Raw genomic sequence first — 20,585 nt, forward strand, 5'->3', positions numbered from 1 at the left:
ATCGCCTGCCGTCTTCGGCGGGCGATTTTCGTTTCAGCCAAGGACAGCCATTTCATGAGCGGGCCGATTGCCGGAACATGCGTCCCTTGGGCACAGACATGCGGAACTTAACGTCTTTATGACGCGCGGGTGCTTGAATGCTTGGCGGGGCTGATCTAGCTAGACCTCAAACGGTGCAACGGAAAGCCGCCCTAATGACCTATATCGTCAACGACAACTGCATTGCCTGCAAATACACCGACTGCGTCGAAGTCTGTCCCGTGGACTGCTTTTACGAAGGCGAGAACATGCTGGTCATCCACCCGGATGAATGCATCGACTGCGGCGTGTGCGAACCGGAATGCCCGGCGGATGCGATCCGCCCGGACACGGATCCCGAGGCTGAGAAATGGGTGGAATTCAACCGGAAGTACTCTGAGCTCTGGCCGGTCATCATCACCCGCAAGGATCCGCTGCCCGAGGCCGAGGAGCGCGATGGCGAAGAGGGCAAGCTCGACAAATACTTCTCGGAAGCGCCGGGCGAGGGCGGCTGATCGATTCGCCCTTTGCGTTGCACGGCAAGGCATGCCACAGTGCGAAAAATACCGTGATTCACTGAGGTTTCGAAGATGACCCAACGTCATCTTCCAATCATGCAGTTTTTGTGATATATTTATCCTACAGATGATGGAAAATACCGGATCGTCCGCGACGCGCTCACGTCGGGATGGGCATATCGGAGATTGAGAACGCTGTTGGACGGGTCATACAAGTGGCCCGCTGCGGTGTCTTTGTCGCCTAAAGCACCCGGTCTGCAAGGAAGTGCTGAATGACCAAATCAAAGAAGCTGGAATTTCGTCCCAACGAGTATGTTGTTTACCCGGCGCATGGCGTCGGTCAGATCGTATCCATCGAGGAACAGGAAGTCGCGGGTATCGCGCTTGAACTCTTCGTGATCTCCTTTGAAAAAGACAAGATGACCCTGCGGGTGCCCACGAACAAGGCAACCGAGATCGGCATGCGCTCGCTAAGCTCGCCCGATGTGATCAGCCAGGCGATGAAGACGCTCAAGGGCAAGGCCAAGGTCAAGCGGGCCATGTGGTCGCGCCGCGCGCAGGAATATGAACAGAAGATTAACTCGGGCGACCTGATCTCGATTGCCGAGGTCGTGCGCGACCTGCACCGTACCGATGATCAGCGTGAGCAGAGCTACTCCGAGCGTCAGCTCTATGAAGCCGCTCTCGAACGCCTGACCCGCGAAGTCGCGGCTGTCAGCGGCGGCGATGAAACCGTTGCGGCCAAGCAGGTCGATGACGTGCTGATGTCGCGCGCCGCCTGATAACGGCTAGCAAGTTTTCTGAAAAACCGGTCGTCCCTTGGGCGGCCGGTTTTTTTCATGCGGCGGCCAATGCGATGAGCAGGATGATTTCGCTGACCTGCTGGGTGGCGCCAAGGATATCGCCGGTTTGGCCGCCGATCTTGCGTTTGGCGATCATGCCAAGGATGACGACGGCCAGAAGGGCCAGCAGGAATGGCCCGATTACCGCAGGACCGCTCGCCAACAGCGCGATGAAAAGGCCAAGGCCAAGCGCGCCCATACTGGTGGTCCACCCGGGGCGTCCGACGCTATGCGACAGACCGTCCGCGCGGGCATGGGGCAAGGCTGTCATCATCGCAGGTAGAACAGCGCGTGACAGGGCGGCAACGGCGACGGTCGTCACGACTCCGGTTTCGAGAATGGCCGCCAACGCCATCCAGCGCAGGCCCAGCGACAGGATCAGCGCCAGAACGCCATAACTGCCGATGGCGCTGTCCTTCATGATCTCGAGCCTGCGGGCTCGGTCGAACCCGCCCCAGAGACCGTCGGCGGTATCGGCCAGCCCATCCTCGTGCATGGCGCCGGTCACCATGATCTGTACGGCGAGCACCAGCCCGGCGGCGATCAGGGGCGCAATGCCCAAACCAAGAGCTGCCCAGCCAGCAAACGCCGCCGGGACGGCGACCGCCAGCCCGGCGAGCGGAAAGGCCCATGCGGCACTGGCCTGACGTTGAAAGGCACTCGCGGGAAGCGTGGGCAGGGGCAGACGCGTCAGCAGAACGCAGGCAAGCAACGGGTCCATAAGTGAAATCCGACCGGCTGTTTTGCCACCTTCCATGCGCGGCGCCCTTTCTTGGGGTTGTGATGCTCTGCCCAGCGGTTAAACAACGGGGTCAGTTTCGATGCAATGAGGCTTTCAATGCTGCCCGATCTTACAAACATGGACACGTTACGCGATCTGCTGAGATCCGCCCCGGGGATCGGGGTCGATGCGCGGGCCGCCGCGACTGAACGCAATGCCCAGCTGACCAAGCCGCCGGGGGCGCTGGGGCGTCTCGAAGATCTAGCGATCTGGTACGCGGGCTGGCGGGGCGAGGCGCGGCCCTGCATCGCGACGCCGCACGTGATCGTATTCGCAGGCAACCACGGGGTCACGGCGCAGGGCGTTTCGGCCTTTCCGCCGGCAGTGACCGAGCAGATGGTCGCGAATTTCCAGCATGGCGGCGCGGCAATCAACCAGCTTGCACAGGCGGCGGGCGCGCGGATGGATGTGCATGCGCTCGATCTGGACCGTCCGACCGGCGATTTCACGGAAAAAGCCGCCATGAGCGACGCAGAATGTCTTGATGCACTGCGCCGGGGCTGGTCGGCGGTGGATCTGTCCGCCGATCTGCTGGTGGTCGGAGAGATGGGCATCGGCAATACCACTTCGGCAGCGGCACTCTGCCATGCGCTCTTTGGTGGCAATGCGGCTGACTGGACCGGGCGTGGCACCGGTGTCGACGAGGCGGGGCTTTCGATCAAAACGCAGGTGGTCGCACGGGCCGTAGGGCTGCACGGCGGGGCGGGCGATGGCCTGTCGCTGCTGGCCCGACTTGGCGGACGGGAAGTCGCGGCGATGGCCGGTGCCATCGCGGCGGCGCGTGTGCTGCGGATTCCGGTGATCCTTGACGGGTTCATTTGCTGCGCGGCGGCGGCCTGCCTGCAGAATGTGGCGGCAGGTGCGCTCGATCACGCGGTTGCAGGCCATCAGAGCGCCGAGGGCGCCCACGGCGCGCTGCTGCAACGGCTGGGCAAGGATCCGATCCTGTCGCTGGGACTGCGGCTTGGCGAAGGCTCTGGCGCAGCGCTTGCGATCAATATCCTCAAGAGCGCGGTGGCCTGTCACAGCGGCATGGCGACATTCGCCGAGGCGGGCGTTGCTGCTGGAAACTGAGTGATCGCCCGGTCTCGAAACCGGGCGATCCTTTACGCTGATTTGCGGCCGTTTTCGTAAACGCGGTTCAGCAGCGCGGCTTCAAGCTCTTTCTCAAGCTCCTTGGCCTTGGCGATATAGGCCGCGTTTTCGCTGGCCGGGATATTCGGATCCCAGACCTCGGCCAGTTGCCGGACCGTGACCCGGTCATGGGCATAGAAGGTCTGAGCCGCCTCGCTTGCCTCGTATTCCGAAAGACCAATGTTCTCGAGCACGTAGCGCCCGGCGCGCAGGGAGCTGTCGAACATCTCGCGCACGATGTCGTTCGCGCCTGCCTTGTAGAGTTCGAACACATGCGGGCGGTCATAAGCACGGGCCACGATATGCAGGTCGGGGCGCTGGCGGCGCGCATAGGCCACCAGCATCGTGGCCTTGTCCTTGTCATCCATCGCCACGACCAGCACGCGCGCCTTCTGCAAGCCCGCCGCGCGCAGCAGCTCGGGCCGGGTTGGATCGCCAAGAAAGCCCTTGAACCCGAAACGGCGCATCAGCTGGATGGTCTGCATGTCGTGGTCAAGAACGATGGTCTTGAACCCGCTGGCTTGCACCAGCCGGTTGACGATCTGTCCGAAACGGCCAATCCCGGCGATGATAACGGGGCCTTCCTCGTCGATCTCGTCGGGCTTGTACTTGGGGCCTGCCACATCACTCATCCGGCGCGAGATCAGCTCGTACAGGATGAACAGGAGCGGCGTGATCAGCATCGTCAGGGCGACGATCAGCAAGAGTTTTTCCGCGACATCGCCGGGGATGACGTTCTGCTGGGTTGAAAAGGAGATCAGCACGAACCCGAACTCCCCGGCCTGTGCCAGCGAGAGGGTAAAGAGCCAGCGGTCGCGTCCCTTGAGCTTGAAGGCGCGTCCCAGCAGGTACAGCACGATGCCCTTGACCAGAATGACCAGCACGGCCAGCCCGATCAGGTCGGCGGCATCCGCGAAAAAGGCGGTGAAATTGATCCCCGCGCCCACGGTAATAAAGAACAGCCCCAGCAAAAGGCCCTTGAACGGTTCAAGGTCGCTTTCAAGCTCGTGTCTGAATTCGCTGTTGGCCAGCACCACGCCCGCGAGGAACGCGCCAAGCGCGGGTGACAGGCCCACCAGCGTCATCAGGAAGGAAATGCCGACCACGATCAGCAGCGCCAGCGCCGTATACATCTCGCGCAGGCCTGCCACGTGGATGAACCGGAACACGGGCCGCGTCAGGTAGATGCCCGCAAGGATGACCAGACCGATCACGCCGATCGTCACCAGCGTGACCGCCCAGCCCGGCAGGCCCTCGACAAGCGAAACCGCGTGGCCATGCCCCTCGGCGGCGGCCTCGTGTATCGCAAGAGAAATCGACCCGTCGTCATTGATCGCGCCGTAGATTTCGTTGACGGCAAGCAGCGGCAGCAAGGCAAGGATCGGGATCACCGCGATATCCTGCGTCAGCAGCACCGAAAAGGCGGAACGCCCGCCGCCCGTCTGCATTAGCCCCTTTTCCGACAGGGTCTGAAGCACGATGGCGGTCGAGGAGAGCGACAGAGCAAGACCGATGGCGACGGCGGTCGCAAAGGGCTGCCCGGCGGCAATGGCGGCGGCCATGATGACCAGCGTGCTGAGGACGACTTGCAACCCGCCCAGACCGATCAGCTTGTGGCGCATGTTCCAGAGCGCCCTCGGTTCGAGTTCGAGACCGATCAGGAACAGCATCATCACGACGCCGAATTCGGCGAAATGGCGCAGTTCTTCCATTTCGGAGCCGACCAGATGGAGCACCGGACCAATGACGATGCCCGCGGCCAGATAGCCAAGCACGGATCCAAGGCCAAGCCGCGCGGCAATCGGCACAGCGATCACTGCGGCCGCCAGATAGATCGAGGCTTGGTAGAGGAAACTATCCATTGTCAGTCGGTTCCTTCCCGAGAGGGACGAAGTACATGTTTACGTCGGCAGCGGCGCGTCGCGTTTGAGCTGATCCATCACGATCTGGCTTTGCACGCGCGCCACGGCGGGGTGCGGCAGGATGACTTCGTGTATCAGCGCATTCAGGGCGGGCAAATCACTGCAATAGACGCGTAACAGATAATCAGCTTCGCCGGTCATGGTCCATGCGCTTGTGATCTCGGCCCGGGATCGGATCAGCCGCGCGAAAGAGGCCGATTGCTCGGGGCCGTGGGTGCCAAGCTGGACCTGCACGAATCCCTGCACGCTGAGCCCGAGGCGCAGCGGGTCGAGCCGCGCAGAATAGCCTTGGATAATGCCATCGGCCTCAAGCCGCTGGCGGCGGCGCCCGGCCTGGCTGGGCGAGAGGTTCAGAAGCTCACCCAATTCCTGCGCTGTCAGATGCGCATTGCCCTGCAGCGCCGCGAGCAGGCGAGTATCCGTATCATCAAGCATATGCGGCGAATCCTTTATTCTTACTTACGTAGTGCATGTTTCCCGCATAACTACCCTTGATCCTAATCAAAAACGCGCAACTTCAGCATGAAGTTTGCGTTACGATTTGGCTAACCAGAAATGACAGCCAGAGGAGAAGCGAATCATGGGTCCTTTCCCGCATGACGCCCCGAAATCCGAAATCACCGAGGCCAACCCGGCCGGAACGGACGGGTTCGAATTCGTCGAGTTCGCCCATCCCGATCCCGAAGAACTGCGCGGTGTTTTCTCGCGTATGGGCTACGAATGCGTCGCTCGCCACAAGTCCAAGAATGTCGAACTTTGGCAGCAGGGCGATATCACCTATATCCTGAATGCCGAGCCGAACAGTTTTGCCTCACGCTTTGTCGATCTGCACGGTCCTTGTGCACCGTCGATGGGCTGGCGCGTCGTGGACGCGCAGCATGCGTTCGACCACGCGGTTGCGAATGGTGCCGAGCCTTACACGGGCGATGACAAGACGATGGACGTGCCCGCAATCCTCGGGATTGGCGGATCGCTGATCTATTTCATCGACCAGTATTACGACACCTCGCCTTATAACGAGGAATTTGAATGGCTGGCGCAGTCCAAGCCGCGCGGTGTCGGGTTCTATTACCTCGATCACCTGACCCATAACGTGTTCAAGGGGAACATGGACACTTGGTTCAAGTTTTACGGCGATCTGTTCAATTTCCGCGAAATCCGCTTTTTCGACATCGAGGGCAAGTTCACCGGGCTGTTCTCGCGCGCGCTAACCTCGCCCTGTGGCCGGATCCGTATTCCGCTGAACGAGGACCGGGGAGAAACCGGCCAGATCGTGTCCTACCTCAAGAAGTACAATGGCGAAGGTATCCAGCATATCGCGGTCGGGTCGGACAATATCTATGACAGCACCGATGCGATTGCCGACAAGGGCGTGAAATTCATGCCCGGTCCGCCGGATACCTATTACGACATGTCCAAGGATCGCGTCGTCGACCATGACGAACCGATCGAGCGGATGAAAAAGCACGGTATCCTGATCGATGGCGAAGGCGTCGTCGATGGCGGTGAAACCCGCATCCTGCTGCAGATCTTCTCGAAAACCGTGATCGGTCCGATCTTTTTCGAGTTTATCCAGCGCAAGGGCGATGACGGGTTTGGCGAAGGCAACTTTAAGGCGCTGTTCGAGTCCATCGAACAGGAGCAGATCGATAATGGTGAGATCGCGGCGGAGTAACGTCTCCCGCTTGCAAGCGATCCACGGGGAGGAGAACGGGCGGCATCCAGCCGCCCGTTTTTTTGCGTAATGCGAAGAGGGGGCGTTTAACCGCTCGGAATCTTCAGGGTCAGGTTGCGCCCGCCCTTGGAATAGCGCAGCTCGCTGTCGCCGATGGCCACGATGCGTCCGCCATCGACGCTGTCGCCGACCTGAACCTTTTTATACCGTCCGCTGGGCAGACGCACGAGCGCGCGCCGGTTCGACGGCGTGCCATAGACCCCGATGAGGTTCACGCGGCGCAAGTTGATCGCATTGTCGAGCGTTGCCTGCCGTGCCACCGAAGCGGAGGATGGAATGGTCGGCTGCACACGGACAGGCGCGACAGGTTCGGGTTCGTCTTCTTCCTCGGGTGCCGCCCGAGCAGTGCTGACGATGCTGGCGAAATCGGCAGGGCGTGGATCGGGACGCCGCGACGCGGCGACGGCCTGTGCCGATGGCGGCGCGGGGGTTGCCTGTTCAGCGCGCAGGGTTTCCGCCTCTTCCTGAAGCGAGCGAGGCCGCAGCTTGGGCCGCAGCGTAGCGAGTTCGTCGCGGGTCAGCCCGCCAAGCTGCGTGCGTTCCTGACGTTCGGCCAGATCCTCGGGGCGCAGGCGCGGGCGCAGTTCGGCCAGACGGTCGCGCAGCGCATCGCTTTCCGCCTCTTCCTGCACGTCGAGCCGTTCGGGAATAGAGGAGGGGCGTATGGGCGGCAGACCGGCATAGATCCGAACCCCTTCCTGGTTCAGCGTGCCTTCGGGCGTGGCCTCGACAAGACCGTTTTCATCCAGCGCAAAAAGCGTACCGGCGGCGGCAGGCGAGCTCACCACATCCGGCGCCTCGTCCGTTTCAAATTCCTTGGGCTGGGGCAGGGCCACCGCGTCCTGAGACATGTCGGTGCGGTCGATCGACGCGATGAACAGGTCGTCAAGACCGATCACGGCGGGCGAGGCGGGGGCCTCGGGCGCTTCGGGCCAGATGCCGGTCGCGGCATAGCGGGCCTCTTTCTCGGCCTCGGTCTGCGGCTCGGCGGGGACCTCTGTCGCAACAGCCGTGTCTTCGCCTTCAACCGGGGCCGTTTCCATATCCTGCGCATCGGCAACGGCTTCGTCATCCAGCACTTCGCTGTCGATCCCGGGCAAATCGTCGTCAATCGCGGGCAGCTCGTCTGCAGGGATCGCGTCACTTTCACCTTCGTCCAGCGCGTCAAGAACCGCCATGTCAGTTTCGCTCAGACCGGGCGCATCGGGAAGGTTCTGCAGGCTGTCATCCGCGGCCGGCGCCTCGGGCGCGCCGGGTTCCGCCGCGATCTGCGGGCCCTGATCCACGTCCGTATCCGGCGCGGCATTCGGGTCGGTGTCGGTATCCGCCGCGCCCGGGCGAAACACGCCTTCGCTTTGTTCCACAGCGGTGACAACCGGGTCCGTGTCCAGCACATCGGGGGCTGGCACTACGGCAGGGGTCAGCGCGTGATCGCTCGGAGCATCGTCGGTGCCGAAGAGACCGGCAATCCCGTCATCCAGGAACAGGCTGGCCCATATCGCGACGGCCGCAAGGAACAATAGCAGGCCGGCGGTAAGGATCAGGCCAAGGTGACGGGGTTTGCCGCCCACCTTGTTGTCGCGGGCGCCAAAGACGGTCATCTTGGCGGCTTCGTCACCGGCTTCGCTCATGGCGGCGGGGGGCGGCGGCGCGATCCGGCTGGTCGTCTGTTTCGGTCTGGTGGTAACGGGCGGGTCTTCTTTTTCACGCTTGCGGCTGAGAAAGGCGCTGAACCCGGTGGCCGTCGGCACCGGGTCTTCTTCGGGTTGCGTGCGGAATTCGGGGGCCGTCAACGTGAGATCCGGTTCGGCCTCTTTATACTCCGGTTCTTGATACTCAGGCGCGGCCACGACCGGGTCGGGGTCGGTTTCGCTCTTGGCCCTGACCTCGGCCTCTTCTTGCGGCTCGTCCTCATCGTGTTGAGTGACGGTTTCAGCGATTTCGGCAGCCACCGGCGTATGTTCGACCTCGGGGGCGACGCCACTGGCGACAGGACCGGGCGCCAGCGAGAAACGCGGCCGTTCGGCAGTCAGCAACTCGCCGGTCGCAGGGATGTCTTCGGCAGGGGCGGGGCCTTCCCGTCGTGCCCGGCGCGAGGAAAACCCGGCGGGCGTGGTCGGCTGCGGGGCGGTGTCTTCCGTTTCGGGGGGCTCGTCGTTGCCTGGTTCAGGCTCTCCCACAGTTTGAGATTCTTCGACCGGTTCAGGTTCCGGCTCGGGGTAAACCGCCTTGCCGACGACCACGACCGCGATTCCGTCCGGTTCTACCGTGTTCTTGCCAAACTCATGGGTCGCGGCCTTGGTCTGGCCAAACCACGGCTCGCCCAGAAACGCCTCATCGCCGGGGATGGCCACAAAGGACAGCGGCCCCATCTCATGCTCAACCGCAAAGGCTTCCGCTTCTTCAAGCGTTTCGCGCGCGACCGCCGCAACATGGGTCATGCGCCCGTCGCTGGCGGTGTCATAGACCAGTTCGCTCAGGTCATAGGGCGTCGCCTCGGCAAGCGCCTCGCGCACGAGACTGTCGCGGATATCGCCCCGCGCATCCCCGGTTTCGACGCTCAGATACCTGATCTGCTCATTCGGCAGGATCAGCTTGGTGCGCAGTTTGCCGGTGGCAAGCTTCTTTGCCCTGGCGCGCAGCTCGGACACGGCAGCGGCAAGATCGGGCGCCTCGAATGCGGCGTCACCCACATGACGCCATCCGCCGGCCGCCCGGTGCAGCAGGGTAATTCCGTCGAACGTCAAGGAAAGGGCAAAATCGGGTTTCATTCCGCGGCCATTCATCCCATTTTCAATATGTTGCCACCCCGGCATCCGGCATAGCCAGTGCCATCCCGATCGGGCCCAGTTTAAAGCAGGACTCTGCCGAGGAAAAGAAAAACACCACAGCAGACCTTGCGATATCACGGGCAACGCTTTCATCTTGAGATATAGTTCAAAGGAAACGAGTAATGAAACCATCTATCCTTCTTGCCGGTGTTTTGGCTGCATTCTGCGCGACCACCGCGCCAGCCCTGCTTGCCGCACAGGAGCTAACCCAATCCCGTCAAATTATCGTCAACGGTGAAGGAGAAGTCACCGCCGCGCCTGATATGGCCACGATCACCCTTGGCGTGACCCATCGGGCAGACGAGGCTAAGGCCGCAATGGACATGACATCGGATAATGTCGCGGCGATTCTCGAACGTCTCGCGACGCTTGGCGTGGCCGAGAGTGACATGCAGACCCGTAACCTGACGCTCAACCCGGTCTGGTCCGACAATGGCCGGACCGATCTGGAACAGAACGTCATCACCGGTTTCGTGGCGAGCAACACGATCTACGTCCGGGTCCGCGACCTTGAGGGCCTCGGCCCGCTTCTGGATGCGGTGATCGAAGACGGTGCAAATGATTTCAATGGCTTGCAGTTTTCCATGCAGAACCCCGATCCGCTGATGGACGAGGCCCGCAAGGCCGCCGTCAAGGACGCGATGGCCAAGGCGGTGCTCTATGCAGATGCCGCCGGTATCGAACTGGGGCAGGTGCGTTCTATCACCGAACAGGGCGGCGGACGCCCGATGATGATGGAAATGGCGGCTTCGGCGCGCAAGGGTGGTGTGCCGATCGCGGCGGGCGAGGTGACTGTCAGTTCCTCGGTCAGCATGGTCTTTGACATCGTCAGCCCCTGAAACCGTTCAAATCGAACAATAAAAGCGCGCCGTTCGCAGCGGCGCGCCTTTCGTTTTCGGGAAGGCGATGCCTCAGGCCGAAGCTTTGGCCAGCGCCTGATCCAGATCGGCAATCAGATCGTCCGCGTCTTCGATCCCGATGGAGATCCGCACCATGTTCGGCCCGGCGCCCGCCGCTTCCTGCTGGTCTGCCGTCAGCTGGCGGTGCGTGGTCGAAGCGGAATGGATCACCAGCGACCGCGTATCGCCAAGGTTCGCCACATGGGAAAAGATCTCGAGCGCATTGACGAATTTCACGCAGGCCTCGTATCCGCCCTTGAGCGCAAAGGTGAAAAGCCCGCCCGCGCCCTTGGGACAGATGCGCGATACACGTTCGTAATAAGGCGAGGATTCCAGACCCGCGTAGGTCACGAAATCGACCCGCTCGTCCTGTTCCAGCCACGTCGCGACCTTCACGGCATTGGCCACATGACGTTCCATCCGCAGCGACAGGGTCTCGATCCCCATCAGCGTGTAATGCGCGCCTTGCGGGTTCATCGTCATGCCCAGATCGCGCAGACCAACAGCGATCCCGTGAAAGGTAAAGGCCAGCGGACCAAAGGTTTCCGCGAATTTCAGCCCGTGATAGGCGGGTTCCGGTTCCGACAGCGACGGGAACTTGCCCGAAGCCGCCCAGTCGAACTTACCCGAATCCACGATGCAGCCGCCCGTTACCGTGCCGTTGCCGGTCAGGTACTTCGTGGTCGAATGCACCACCAGCGTCGCCCCATGTTCGATGGGCCGGCACAGATAGGGCGTAGCCGAGGTGTTATCCACGATCAGCGGCAGCCCCGCTTTGTCGGCCACCGCCGAAACCGCGTCCAGATCGGTGATATAGCCGCCGGGGTTCGCGACGCTCTCGCAGAAGACCGCACGGGTGTCGTCGTCAATCGCCGCCTCCAGCGCATCGAGATCGTCGAAATCGACGAATTTCGCGCTCCAGCCAAACCGTTTGATGGTCTGCGACATCTGCGTGACCGTACCGCCGTAAAGACGGGTGGATACGACCACGTTGCGCCCCGGTGCCATCAGCGGGAACAGCGCCATGATCTGCGCCGCATGACCCGAGGAACAGCAGACCGCGCCAACCCCGCCCTCAAGCGTGGCAATGCGTTCCTGAAGCACGGCCACCGTCGGGTTGGTCAGGCGGGAATAGATATAGCCGACCTCCTGCAGATTGAACAAAGCTGCCGCGTGATCGGCGTCGCGAAAGACATAGGCGGTGGTCTGGTAGATCGGCGTCTGCCGCGCGCCGGTGGCCGGATCGGGCCGAGCGCCGGCATGGATCTGCAAGGTGTCGAAACCATAACTGGGGGCGTCGCTCATCTGTCTCTCTCCCGTGTTCAGATGTGTCGCATATGCCTAGGTCATCGCGTCGATCAGGGCAACAACCATGGCGCTGCACGGCAATGTCACCCGCCGGTCACGATCGGAACATACTCTGCGACTATGTTGACTTTTGAAGGCGAATAACATAGTCGGTAACTATGTTGAATATGGAGGCTGAAATGCCAGCAACAGTAGAGACACTTGAAAAAGCGAATAAAAAGCGTGCCGGCAAGGCAAAAACAGGCGCCCGCGCCGACGCTGCGACATCCGCCGAAATTGGTGAAAAACCGACCCTCGCCCAAAAGCGCGCGCTGAAACGCAAGCGGATGGTCGAACAGAACACCGTTACCTTCCTGCTCGATACCGAGGTGCGCAAGTTCGTCGGCGCGGCTGCAAAAGCCGCCGGTATGGATATCGCCCCCTTCATGCAGAAGATGGCCGAAACCTACGTGATCGAAAACGCCCCGGCCGAGGATCCGATGGCGCGGCGTATCGCGGCCAAACGTGCCGTGCTCGACCGCGCCGTCGAACTCGCCCGCGAAGTCGATGCTGAGGGCGGTTTCGACGAAAACTTCATTCTGACCGTTGTCCGCAAGGCGTCGAGCGAAATCGAATTCGTCGACAACTACGAAATCGCCGTCGATGCCAAAACCGCCGATGACCGCGCGCTTGCCCGGGCGCAGGCGCCAATCAACCAGCAGATGGGCCGCCTTATCAAGCGGGCCGCCGGTGCGAGGAGCAAACGCGACGCGAATGGCAAGATCATGCGCGGCCAGATCCAGAATGAGTTGATCACCACCTACACGCTGCTCGAAAAAGCCTGAACACAGCAACTGATCCCGGCGCGCCGGCCTCGGCCCGCGCCGGGCATGTCAGTCGATCTGTTGGCGCACGGCATCCTTGTCGATCACAGACCAGACCCGCCGGATGCGGCCCGCTTCGAACTCGTAAAACACGTTCTCGTCAAACCGCACGCGTTGCCCGTTCACCGGCAGGCCAAAGAGCAGCCCAACCGGCGTACAGTCGAAATGGATGCGACTGGCGATGACAGGTGCGTCGCACAGGATCATCCGCACATCGAAGAACAGGTCCGGAATGGCCGCCACATCGCTCTTCAGCATCTCCCGATAGCCGGACAGTCCGATCCTGGTGCCGTTATGTTCTGCCTCTGCATGCACAAAGTTTCCAAGTGCCGCCCAGTCCCGTCGGTTCAGGCACTCGATATAGTCAAGATAGAGACGTCGCAGGCCTTGCGCCGTCATCTCCCCCACAACCGGTGCCTCAGTCAAAATCCGACGGCTTTAATCGACCGTCATTCAGCAGATGCTGCGTCGTATAGGCCACGGAAAGCGCATCATCCAGCGCGTCATGCCCCCTTAGCGGCGGGTGTTCGATCCCGAAATAGGCCGAAAGCGTATTGCTCCGGGTCACCTTGAGGTCCTCATAGGGCATCCCTGCTTTCAGCAGCAACTGGCAGGCATTCCCAAACCGCGTGACCGGGATGGGCGGCACGATCCCCGCCACATAACAGCTGATCGCCAGCATGTTGAACTCGTCCTTGCCCCAGGACCAGAGCTTCGCCCCACCACAAAACGTCTCGACCTCGGCCAGCGCCTGTTCCAGCACCAGCCCCTCGGCATCAATCACCTGCTCATCGATCCCGGTCAGTCGCGTGAACAGCGGATCAAGCGCCTGCCGACCGCCCACCCGGTCCGGTGGCACAACATAAAGCCGCTTGGTCTCGGCAACAGGATAATTCTCCTCCAGCCCCAGCCGGACAATACCGATCTGCGCCACCACGGGGTCGGGGTCGAACGGCCCGCACCAGAACCGAGATGGCGCCCCCTCCGCCGTCAGAAATTCGCAGTCAAAAATGAATGCATCCGCCATCTGTTTCCCTCTCTTCGATAATCCCGTCGCCGCAGGCGGACCCGGCTCCTGATACCGACCGGCCCCTGCTTCTTTGGGTCATAAAATATCCCCGCCGGAGGCTCCCGTCCTCACCGCGGGCGCGCCCGACACGTTCAGCGCATCCAGAAGCCATGTGCCTTGATGCGGTTGCGGATCGCCTGTTCGCGCCGGGGCAGGGCCGATCGGTCGAAGAGCGCGCGCACCTTCTGGCCGCGCCCCTGGTAGATCATCCGCTTGATCGGTTCATGTTGTTTCAGGATTTTCTTGATCCGGTTCGGCGCGGCGCAGGCTTCGACCATTTCGATCACCGCATCGCTTTCGCGCGCATAGAGCAGCGGAAACATACGGTAATGACAGCTGACGCGCCCATCCAGCAGACCGGCGGGCAGGGCATCCCGACCGCCCCCAAGCCCGTGAATGACCAGCGGCAGCGCGATCTGGTCAAGCCACGGATCAAGGCTCTGACAGGTCAGTTCGACAGGCGGGTCGTCGCGGATCGACCGCGCATAGTCGAGGTATCTCTCGCCAAACTCTTTCGGGCAGCGGTAAAAGAAATAGCCTGCGTTGAAATACAGGTAGCGTTCCCAGTATTCCTCGGGATGCTCCGTCGCGAGACTCGACGCAAAATCGAGCCCGAAGCGGTCATAAAGCGACTTCCAGATGCCGTGATAGCCGGGGCCGTAAAGCGTGGGCGTGGGCCAGCTGCCTTCCCGGCGCAGCGAGGCACCGGGATACGAGAAATCGAACGGCACCTCGTTCAGATCGCCGGTGATCAGGGTATCGCTGTCGAAAAAGACAAAAGGTTGCCCCTCGGGCAGGGCCGCCAGAGCTTCGATCTTGTTGCCCTGCGGGTAGGACTGGCCAAAAACATGATTGTCAAAGGGCAGGATTTCCGCGCCAAGCTCGCCCAGCATGTCGAGCACGCCGCCGTCTCGGATCGCGGGGTCCCGGTCCCAGAGTGGTCCGTCATTGGGCACGGCGACGAACAGCCGCCCGGCAAATTCCGGATTGGTATGGCGCAACGTCGCCGCGAACAGCAGGCATTCATATTGCAACCGACCCGATTGCCCGATGATCAGGATATTGAAGGCTTGGCGAGGGTGCTGTTTCTTTGCCATACTCGATTCAGCCGCTTGATTTGGTCTGCGGCATTAGCCGATGCCGCTGATTATAGGCATGAATTTTGAAACAAAAAACCTGAAATTCGGGAAGGGCAGGCTGCCCGGAGAATGGCAGTCCCGCAGGAAAAGCGAAAGGCCAGGGTCATGCTGGAAGTGTTCTTGTTGATGTTTTCCGCCTCGGTGCATTCCCTTGCCACCGTCGATCAGGTGGCGGCCGATAGCGCGGCGCCGGCGCTTGCGGTGGCCCCGATGGACGTCGCCCAAGCCCCGGGTGAGGCGGAGGTACCCGAAAACGCCGTTGCCACCAGCCCAGAGACAGAGACAAAAGAAGCGGTCGCCGTGGCACCGCAAGAGGACAAGGGGACGTCTGCTGCCGGTCAAGAGTCCGACACCGGGGAGGAGATTGCCGTCATGCCGGAAAGCGAGGATGATCCGGCAGCGCTGCCATCGGAGACGCCCGGGGCAGATGCAAAGCCGGCGACCGGCTTTGTGGCAGAACCGCAAATCGCCTCGGGCCGCTTCCTGACGGCGCTTGAAGTGCGCCCGATCCTGAACGCCACCCGTGGCAACTGGATTTCGGTGCGTGAATTCGGCGGGCAGGATCTTTTGTATGTCAGCCATCTCTGGGCATGGCGCTGCGGACTGCATGAAATCCGGGTCGGCGTGAACGGTGCGGCGCCGGAAGTCTGGGACATGCCCGAATGCCGCCCCGACCAGCCCGCCCCGGCAGCCGTTCTTGACGGCGATGGCCTGCCATACCGCAGCTTTCCCCGGCGCAGTGTGCAGCTGATCGAGGTGCATCTTCTCTATGATGACATGACAACGGCGCAGCTGCGCTTCAATCGGGCGGGTATCGTGATTCCTTAAGGCGCGGTTGCGTGACGTAACGAGCGGCGCGACTGCTGATGGGGCAGGAGCCTCCGGCGGGGATATTTTTGACCCAAAGAAGCAGGGGGGTGTCGTATCCTTCAGGGCGTTCAGCTTGCAGCGGGCGTCGCGTAGCGGTTGTTTTCCAGCCAGAGGCGGCGCAGCGCATTGCCTTCGCCGCTGAAATAGCTGTCGAGCGCGGTGCAGGTCCAGATCCGGTCGACCCTGAAGTGGCGGAATGACTGGCGCAACTCGCACCAGCCCGCGAGCATGGCGCAGTCGAGGTGATAGACGACGCCCACCGGACGTACGGTTCTTTCCGTCTCACGGTCATCGGCATCCCGGTAGGTGATCCGCAGCTTGCGTTCGTCGCGCACTGCTTCGCGCATCAGGGCGATGGAGACGCAGCCCTTGAGCGGGTCGTCCTTTTTTGCCCCCCAAGGGGCGACCTGCAGCCAGTCGGCGGCACAGTGCAGCGCGTCGATCTTGGCGCAGATGCGGCTGGCGGCGGCCTGCAGGGCGCTGTCACCGGTGCGGGCGAGGAGGGCGAGACCGACGTGCAGCGCTTCGATTTCCTCGGAATCGAAGTTCAACGGTGGCAGGTCATAGCCGCGCCGCATGACATAGCCGATGCCCGCTTCGCCTTCGATCGGGGTGCGCATTGCCTGAAGCGCGGCGATGTCGCGGTAGATCGTACGTTCGGAGACTTCGAGCTGTTCGGAGAGTGCGCGGGCGGTCACTGGCCGGGAGGTGGCCCGCAGAAGCTGGATGATTTCGAACAGGCGGTTGGAACGGTTCATTGGGTGGGCCTCTGGATGTGCTGCTGACACAATAGCAGCGGCTGCTGACAGCAGGATGTCAGGAGAGACGTGATTGAAAGAAATTGCAATCACGGAGTTTCCCATGTCCTATTACGATCACGCCGTCGCCATGGCCCTGCAACTGGGGCGCTGGGCGGCACCGACCCGACGCCTGCGCCCTCACGAGCGCGAGATTGAAGCCGCGCGGGAAGAACAGGCTCCCGTCTCAGAGGAACACCGCAAGGAGCGCGATCTCTGCCGCAGGCGGATTGCCTAGGTGTCGCGCAGGCGGAAGCGCTGGATCTTGCCGGTCGCCGTTTTCGGCAGGGCATCGGTAAAGATGACAGAACGCGGGTATTTATAGGGGGCGATCTGCGCCTTGACGAAATCCTGCAGGAGTTTCACCTGCAGAGGGCCGGGTTCGACGCCATCCCTCAGCACCACATGGGCCTGCACTATTTCACCGCGTGCGTCGTCCGGAACCCCGATGACGGCGCATTCCGACACGTCCTGATGGGCGAGCAGCGCGGCTTCGACCTCGGGGCCGGCGATATTATAGCCCGATGAGATGATCATGTCGTCAGAGCGGGCGGCGAAATGCAGATAGCCGTCGGCATCCATCGAGAAGCTGTCCCCGGTGAGGTTCCAGCCGTCCTTGACATATTCGGCCTGCCGCTTGTCGTTCAGGTAGCGGCAGCCGGTGGGGCCGCGCACCGCCAGCCGTCCGACCTTGCCCGGTTCGACGTCGGCGCCGTTTTCATCCAGGATACGTGCCTCGTAGCCGGTCACCGGTTTGCCGGTGCAGGCCGGGCGGTGATCGTCAAAGCGGTTCGAAATGAAGATATGCAGCATCTCGGTTGACCCGATCCCGTCGAGCATCGGCTTGCCGGTCTTTTCGATCCAGTCGTGATAGACCGGGGCGGGCAGAGTTTCTCCGGCGGAAACCGCGGCGCGAAGGCTGGAAAGATCCGCGCCTTCCTCCATCGCCGCCAGCATCACGCGATAGGCTGTGGGGGCGGTGAAACTTACGGTCGCGCGGTATGTCTCGATGATCTCGATCATGTTCGGCGGCGAGGCATTCTCCAACAGCACTGCGCAGGCGCCAAAGCGCAAGGGGAACACCGCGAGCCCGCCAAGGCCAAAGGTAAAGGCAAGCGGCGGAGAGCCGACGAAGATATCCTCGGGGGTGACGCCCAGCACCTCACGCGCATAGCCATCGGCGATGATCAGCAGATCGCGATGGAAATGCATCGTGGCCTTCGGCTCACCCGTGGTGCCAGAGGTAAAGCCCAAGAGCGCCACATCGTCCCGCCCGGTCTCAACCGCGTCAAAGGTGACGGGCTTATTCAGGGCGGCGCGATCCAGTTCGGCATCGTGATTGGCGGTGCCATCAAAGCCAACCACCGTCTTGAGCGTGGCGCTGGATTTGGCGCAGGTGATCATCTCGTCCATCAGCCTTGTGTCGCAAAGCGCATGGGTGATCTCGGCCTTGTCGACGATCTTTGCCAGTTCTCCGGCGCGCAGCATCGGCATGGTGTTCACCACCACCGCGCCCGCCTTGGTCGCGGCCAGCCAGCAGGCCACCATCGCCGGGTTGTTCGCGCTGCGGATCAGGATGCGATTGCCCGGCTTGACGCCGTAATCCTCGACCAGCGTGCGCGCGATCCGATTGGTCCAGTCGGTCAGCTCCTTGTAGCTGCGCCGCCGCCCGTTGCCGATCAGCGCGGTGCGATCGCCGTGCCCCTGCGCCACCAGCCGGTCGGTCAGCTCGACGCCGATGTTGATATATTCGGGGTAGCTATGCGCCCCGAGGTCGATCTCGGGCCACATCTCCGGCGCGGGCAGGTTGTCCCGCGTAAACGTGTCGCTATGCGCGCTTGGTCCCAGCATGGTCATGCTCCCATCACCTGTCTTGCAATCACCACCTTCTGCACGTCCGAGGCACCTTCGTAGATGCGCAAGGCCCTGATCTCGCGGTAAAGGCTCTCGACGATATGCCCGTGGCGCACCCCGTCGCCGCCATGCAGCTGCACCGCCGCGTCGATCACCTGCTGGGCGGTCTCGGTCGCATGCAGCTTGGCCATCGCCGCCTCGCGGCTGACCCGCGGTGCGCCCATGTCCTTGGTCCAGGCCGCGCGATAGACCAGCAGGGCCGAGGCATCGACCCCCAGCGCCATGTCGGCCAGATGCCCCTGTACCATTTGCAGATCGTTCAGCGGCGCGCCGAACAACTGCCGCGACCCGGTGCGGGCAAGGCTCTCGTCAAGCGCACGCCGCGCAAACCCCAGCGCCGCCGCGCCCACGGTCGAGCGGAACACATCCAGCACCGACATGGCAATCCGGAACCCGCTGCCCGCCGTGCCGATCAGCGCCTCGCGCGGCAGGCGCATATCGTTGAACCGAAGCCGCGCCAGAGGGTGCGGCGCGATCACCTCAAGCCGCTCGGCAATCTCAAGCCCCGGCGTATCGGCCGGAACCAGAAAGGCCGACAATCCCTTGGCGCCCGGCGCTTCGCCGGTCCGCGCGAACACAGTGTAGACATCCGCGATCCCGCCGTTCGAAATCCAGGTTTTCTCGCCATTCAGCACATAGCCGTCGCCATCCGCCACGGCAGTCGTCGAAATCTGCGCCACGTCCGAGCCGCTGGCAGGTTCGCTTAGCGCAAAGGCGGAAATCGCCTCCCCGGCGCGGGTCCGTCCCAGCCACTCCCGCTGCTCCTCCGAGCCAAAGAGCGATACCGCCCCCATGCCCAACCCCTGCATGGCAAAGGCGAAATCCGCCAGCCCGTCATGGCGCGCCAGAGTTTCGCGGATCAGGCACAGCGAGCGCACATCAAGTGCCTCGCCGCCGGAATGCTGCAGGAACCCGGCCGCCCCCAGCGCCGAGACCAGCCCGCGACAGGCTCCGTCCACATCGCCGTGATCCACCGGCAGGTTCGCCGCGCACCACTCCTCCAGCGCCGCCGCCAGCGCGCGATGCCGATCCTCGAAAAACGGCCAGTCCAGAAATGTCCGGTCCACCATGATGCGCAACTCCCCCTTCTTCTCGTTCCAAATACGGAAAATCCCGGCCCCTCGGCCCGCCCTGCGCTCAGTTGCCTTCGAACACCGGTTTTTCCTTGGCGACAAAAGCGCGATAGGCGCGTTCGAAATCGCCGGTCTGCATGCAGATCGCCTGCGCCTGCGCCTCGGCTTCGATCGCCTGATCGAGGCTCATGTCCCATTCCATGTTCAGCTGGTTCTTGGTCATCGCGTTGGCGAAGGTCGGCCCCGCCACGATCCGGCGCGCCATTTCCATCGCCGCTTTTTCCAAGGCGTCGGCCTCGTGCAGCGCGTTCCAGTAGCCCCATGCCAGCCCTTCCTCGGCCTTCATCGCGCGGCCGGTGTAAAGCAGCTCCGCCGCACGGCCCTGACCGATGATGCGCGGCAGGATCGCGCAGGCACCCATGTCACAGCCCGCAAGGCCGACGCGGTTGAACAGAAAGGCGCATTTGGCCTCCGGCGTCGCCAGCCGCAGGTCCGAGGCCATGGTGATGATCGCCCCGGCGCCAGCGGCGATTCCGTCCACGGCGGCGATGATCGGCTTGCCGCAATGCAGCATCGCCTTGACCAGATCGCCGGTCATCCGGGTGAATTGCAGCAGTTCCGGCATTTCCATCGCCACCAGCGGCCCTATGATGTCATGCACATCCCCGCCCGAGCTGAAATTGCCGCCGTTCGAGGTGAAGACCACCGCGTGAATATCGCTCGCATAGGCCAGCGCGCGGAACATGTCGCGCAGCTCGGCATAGCTCTCGAAGGTCAGCGGGTTCTTGCGCTCGGGCCGGTTCAGGCAAATCTTCGCGATGCCCTCCGCCGCTTCGAATTTAAAATGTTCCGCGACGTATCCGCTCATCTCG

General features: G+C 62.4%; 20 protein-coding genes. 8 read left to right on the forward strand and 12 right to left on the reverse strand.

All coding sequences use genetic code 11. The features are described from left to right. The first annotated feature begins 194 nt into the window (after positions 1–194). Both fdxA and ACU0FH_RS21945 read left to right on the forward strand, forming a co-directional pair. Positions 195–533 (forward strand): ferredoxin FdxA, encoded by a 339-nt coding sequence (gene fdxA, locus ACU0FH_RS21940; RefSeq protein ID WP_088635587.1) that lies wholly within the window; start codon positions 195–197, stop codon positions 531–533. Between the two features lie 275 nt (positions 534–808). Further along, entirely contained in the window at positions 809–1,318 is a 510-nt protein-coding gene (locus ACU0FH_RS21945; RefSeq protein ID WP_088635588.1) for a CarD family transcriptional regulator, read from the forward strand. 55 nt (positions 1,319–1,373) lie between these two features. Here ACU0FH_RS21945 and cobS read toward each other — a convergent pair whose 3' ends face one another. Continuing rightward, positions 1,374–2,135 (reverse strand): adenosylcobinamide-GDP ribazoletransferase, encoded by a 762-nt coding sequence (gene cobS / locus ACU0FH_RS21950; RefSeq protein WP_446196811.1) that lies wholly within the window; start codon positions 2,133–2,135, stop codon positions 1,374–1,376. Between the two features lie 81 nt (positions 2,136–2,216). On the opposite strand from cobS, the gene cobT reads away from it, so the two are divergent. Next, positions 2,217–3,233: a nicotinate-nucleotide--dimethylbenzimidazole phosphoribosyltransferase gene (cobT, locus tag ACU0FH_RS21955; protein ID WP_446196812.1), complete on the forward strand. Its 1,017-nt coding sequence runs from the start codon at positions 2,217–2,219 to the stop codon at positions 3,231–3,233. Between the two features lie 32 nt (positions 3,234–3,265). On the opposite strand, the gene ACU0FH_RS21960 is transcribed toward cobT, so the two are convergent. Continuing rightward, complete coding sequence (locus tag ACU0FH_RS21960) at positions 3,266–5,155, reverse strand: monovalent cation:proton antiporter-2 (CPA2) family protein (protein ID WP_446196813.1); 1,890 nt, start codon at positions 5,153–5,155, stop codon at positions 3,266–3,268. A 39-nt stretch (positions 5,156–5,194) separates the two neighbouring features. Beyond that, positions 5,195–5,650, reverse strand: a complete 456-nt coding sequence (locus ACU0FH_RS21965) for an Lrp/AsnC family transcriptional regulator (protein WP_088635592.1) — start codon at positions 5,648–5,650, stop codon at positions 5,195–5,197. Between the two features lie 145 nt (positions 5,651–5,795). Here ACU0FH_RS21965 and hppD point away from each other — a divergent pair, with 145 nt between their 5' ends. Further along, positions 5,796–6,890 (forward strand): 4-hydroxyphenylpyruvate dioxygenase, encoded by a 1,095-nt coding sequence (hppD, locus tag ACU0FH_RS21970; protein WP_446196814.1) that lies wholly within the window; start codon positions 5,796–5,798, stop codon positions 6,888–6,890. Positions 6,891–6,976: 86 nt separating this feature from the next. On the opposite strand, the gene ACU0FH_RS21975 is transcribed toward hppD, so the two are convergent. Next, a complete protein-coding gene (locus ACU0FH_RS21975) occupies positions 6,977–9,721 on the reverse strand; it encodes a hypothetical protein (RefSeq protein WP_446196815.1) in 2,745 nt (914 codons plus the stop codon). Between the two features lie 182 nt (positions 9,722–9,903). On the opposite strand from ACU0FH_RS21975, the gene ACU0FH_RS21980 reads away from it, so the two are divergent. Further along, positions 9,904–10,620, forward strand: coding sequence for an SIMPL domain-containing protein (locus tag ACU0FH_RS21980; protein WP_446196816.1), 717 nt, complete (start codon positions 9,904–9,906; stop codon positions 10,618–10,620). A 72-nt stretch (positions 10,621–10,692) separates the two neighbouring features. Here ACU0FH_RS21980 and ACU0FH_RS21985 read toward each other — a convergent pair whose 3' ends face one another. Next, positions 10,693–11,985 (reverse strand): O-acetylhomoserine aminocarboxypropyltransferase/cysteine synthase family protein, encoded by a 1,293-nt coding sequence (locus ACU0FH_RS21985; protein ID WP_446196817.1) that lies wholly within the window; start codon positions 11,983–11,985, stop codon positions 10,693–10,695. Between the two features lie 182 nt (positions 11,986–12,167). Between ACU0FH_RS21985 and ACU0FH_RS21990 the strand changes: the two genes are divergently transcribed. Further along, entirely contained in the window at positions 12,168–12,812 is a 645-nt protein-coding gene (locus tag ACU0FH_RS21990) for a hypothetical protein (protein ID WP_446196818.1), read from the forward strand. Positions 12,813–12,860: 48 nt separating this feature from the next. Here the strand turns inward: ACU0FH_RS21990 and ACU0FH_RS21995 are convergent, their stop codons facing one another. From ACU0FH_RS21995 to ACU0FH_RS22005, 3 genes are all read right to left on the reverse strand, one after another. Beyond that, positions 12,861–13,277, reverse strand: coding sequence for an ester cyclase (locus ACU0FH_RS21995; protein WP_446196819.1), 417 nt, complete (start codon positions 13,275–13,277; stop codon positions 12,861–12,863). After that, a complete protein-coding gene (locus ACU0FH_RS22000) occupies positions 13,270–13,878 on the reverse strand; it encodes an exonuclease (RefSeq protein ID WP_446196820.1) in 609 nt (202 codons plus the stop codon). The genes ACU0FH_RS21995 and ACU0FH_RS22000 overlap by 8 nt, the downstream gene beginning before the upstream one ends. Before the next feature lie 134 nt (positions 13,879–14,012). After that, complete coding sequence (locus tag ACU0FH_RS22005; RefSeq protein ID WP_446196821.1) at positions 14,013–15,017, reverse strand: hypothetical protein; 1,005 nt, start codon at positions 15,015–15,017, stop codon at positions 14,013–14,015. A 147-nt stretch (positions 15,018–15,164) separates the two neighbouring features. Here ACU0FH_RS22005 and ACU0FH_RS22010 point away from each other — a divergent pair, with 147 nt between their 5' ends. Continuing rightward, positions 15,165–15,887 (forward strand): hypothetical protein, encoded by a 723-nt coding sequence (locus ACU0FH_RS22010; protein WP_446196822.1) that lies wholly within the window; start codon positions 15,165–15,167, stop codon positions 15,885–15,887. 110 nt (positions 15,888–15,997) lie between these two features. Here the strand turns inward: ACU0FH_RS22010 and ACU0FH_RS22015 are convergent, their stop codons facing one another. Then, positions 15,998–16,687, reverse strand: coding sequence for a helix-turn-helix transcriptional regulator (locus ACU0FH_RS22015; RefSeq protein WP_446196823.1), 690 nt, complete (start codon positions 16,685–16,687; stop codon positions 15,998–16,000). 73 nt (positions 16,688–16,760) lie between these two features. Between ACU0FH_RS22015 and ACU0FH_RS22020 the strand changes: the two genes are divergently transcribed. Beyond that, a complete protein-coding gene (locus ACU0FH_RS22020) occupies positions 16,761–16,964 on the forward strand; it encodes a hypothetical protein (protein WP_446196824.1) in 204 nt (67 codons plus the stop codon). Here the strand turns inward: ACU0FH_RS22020 and ACU0FH_RS22025 are convergent. From ACU0FH_RS22025 to ACU0FH_RS22035, 3 genes are all read right to left on the reverse strand, one after another. Then, a complete protein-coding gene (locus ACU0FH_RS22025; protein ID WP_446196825.1) occupies positions 16,961–18,577 on the reverse strand; it encodes an AMP-binding protein in 1,617 nt (538 codons plus the stop codon). The two genes, ACU0FH_RS22020 and ACU0FH_RS22025, sit on opposite strands and share 4 nt — an antisense overlap. 2 nt (positions 18,578–18,579) lie before the next feature. Then, complete coding sequence (locus ACU0FH_RS22030) at positions 18,580–19,710, reverse strand: acyl-CoA dehydrogenase family protein (RefSeq protein ID WP_446196826.1); 1,131 nt, start codon at positions 19,708–19,710, stop codon at positions 18,580–18,582. Between the two features lie 67 nt (positions 19,711–19,777). After that, on the reverse strand, positions 19,778–20,581 hold the full coding sequence (locus ACU0FH_RS22035; RefSeq protein WP_446197006.1) for an enoyl-CoA hydratase family protein: 804 nt from the start codon (positions 20,579–20,581) through the stop codon (positions 19,778–19,780). Positions 20,582–20,585: the final 4 nt, after the last annotated feature.

It is taken from the genome of Heliomarina sp. (assembly GCF_052826185.1).

Bases quoted from the DNA above. Each gene is read 5' to 3' on its own strand.
- ACU0FH_RS22010 (WP_446196822.1), top strand. From the start codon at position 15,165: ATGCTGGAAGTGTTCTTGTTGATGTTTTCCGCCTCGGTGCATTCCCTT.
- cobT (WP_446196812.1), top strand. From the start codon at position 2,217: ATGCTGCCCGATCTTACAAACATGGACACGTTACGCGATCTGCTGAGA.
- ACU0FH_RS21960 (WP_446196813.1), bottom strand. From the start codon at position 5,155: ATGGATAGTTTCCTCTACCAAGCCTCGATCTATCTGGCGGCCGCAGTG.
- ACU0FH_RS22005 (WP_446196821.1), bottom strand. From the start codon at position 15,017: ATGGCAAAGAAACAGCACCCTCGCCAAGCCTTCAATATCCTGATCATC.
- ACU0FH_RS21985 (WP_446196817.1), bottom strand. From the start codon at position 11,985: ATGAGCGACGCCCCCAGTTATGGTTTCGACACCTTGCAGATCCATGCC.
- hppD (WP_446196814.1), top strand. From the start codon at position 5,796: ATGGGTCCTTTCCCGCATGACGCCCCGAAATCCGAAATCACCGAGGCC.
- ACU0FH_RS21990 (WP_446196818.1), top strand. From the start codon at position 12,168: ATGCCAGCAACAGTAGAGACACTTGAAAAAGCGAATAAAAAGCGTGCC.
- ACU0FH_RS21980 (WP_446196816.1), top strand. From the start codon at position 9,904: ATGAAACCATCTATCCTTCTTGCCGGTGTTTTGGCTGCATTCTGCGCG.
- ACU0FH_RS22025 (WP_446196825.1), bottom strand. From the start codon at position 18,577: ATGCTGGGACCAAGCGCGCATAGCGACACGTTTACGCGGGACAACCTG.
- ACU0FH_RS21945 (WP_088635588.1), top strand. From the start codon at position 809: ATGACCAAATCAAAGAAGCTGGAATTTCGTCCCAACGAGTATGTTGTT.
- ACU0FH_RS21975 (WP_446196815.1), bottom strand. From the start codon at position 9,721: ATGAAACCCGATTTTGCCCTTTCCTTGACGTTCGACGGAATTACCCTG.
- ACU0FH_RS22000 (WP_446196820.1), bottom strand. From the start codon at position 13,878: ATGGCGGATGCATTCATTTTTGACTGCGAATTTCTGACGGCGGAGGGG.
- ACU0FH_RS22030 (WP_446196826.1), bottom strand. From the start codon at position 19,710: ATGGTGGACCGGACATTTCTGGACTGGCCGTTTTTCGAGGATCGGCAT.
- ACU0FH_RS22035 (WP_446197006.1), bottom strand. From the start codon at position 20,581: ATGAGCGGATACGTCGCGGAACATTTTAAATTCGAAGCGGCGGAGGGC.
- fdxA (WP_088635587.1), top strand. From the start codon at position 195: ATGACCTATATCGTCAACGACAACTGCATTGCCTGCAAATACACCGAC.
- cobS (WP_446196811.1), bottom strand. From the start codon at position 2,135: ATGGAAGGTGGCAAAACAGCCGGTCGGATTTCACTTATGGACCCGTTG.
- ACU0FH_RS21965 (WP_088635592.1), bottom strand. From the start codon at position 5,650: ATGCTTGATGATACGGATACTCGCCTGCTCGCGGCGCTGCAGGGCAAT.
- ACU0FH_RS22015 (WP_446196823.1), bottom strand. From the start codon at position 16,687: ATGAACCGTTCCAACCGCCTGTTCGAAATCATCCAGCTTCTGCGGGCC.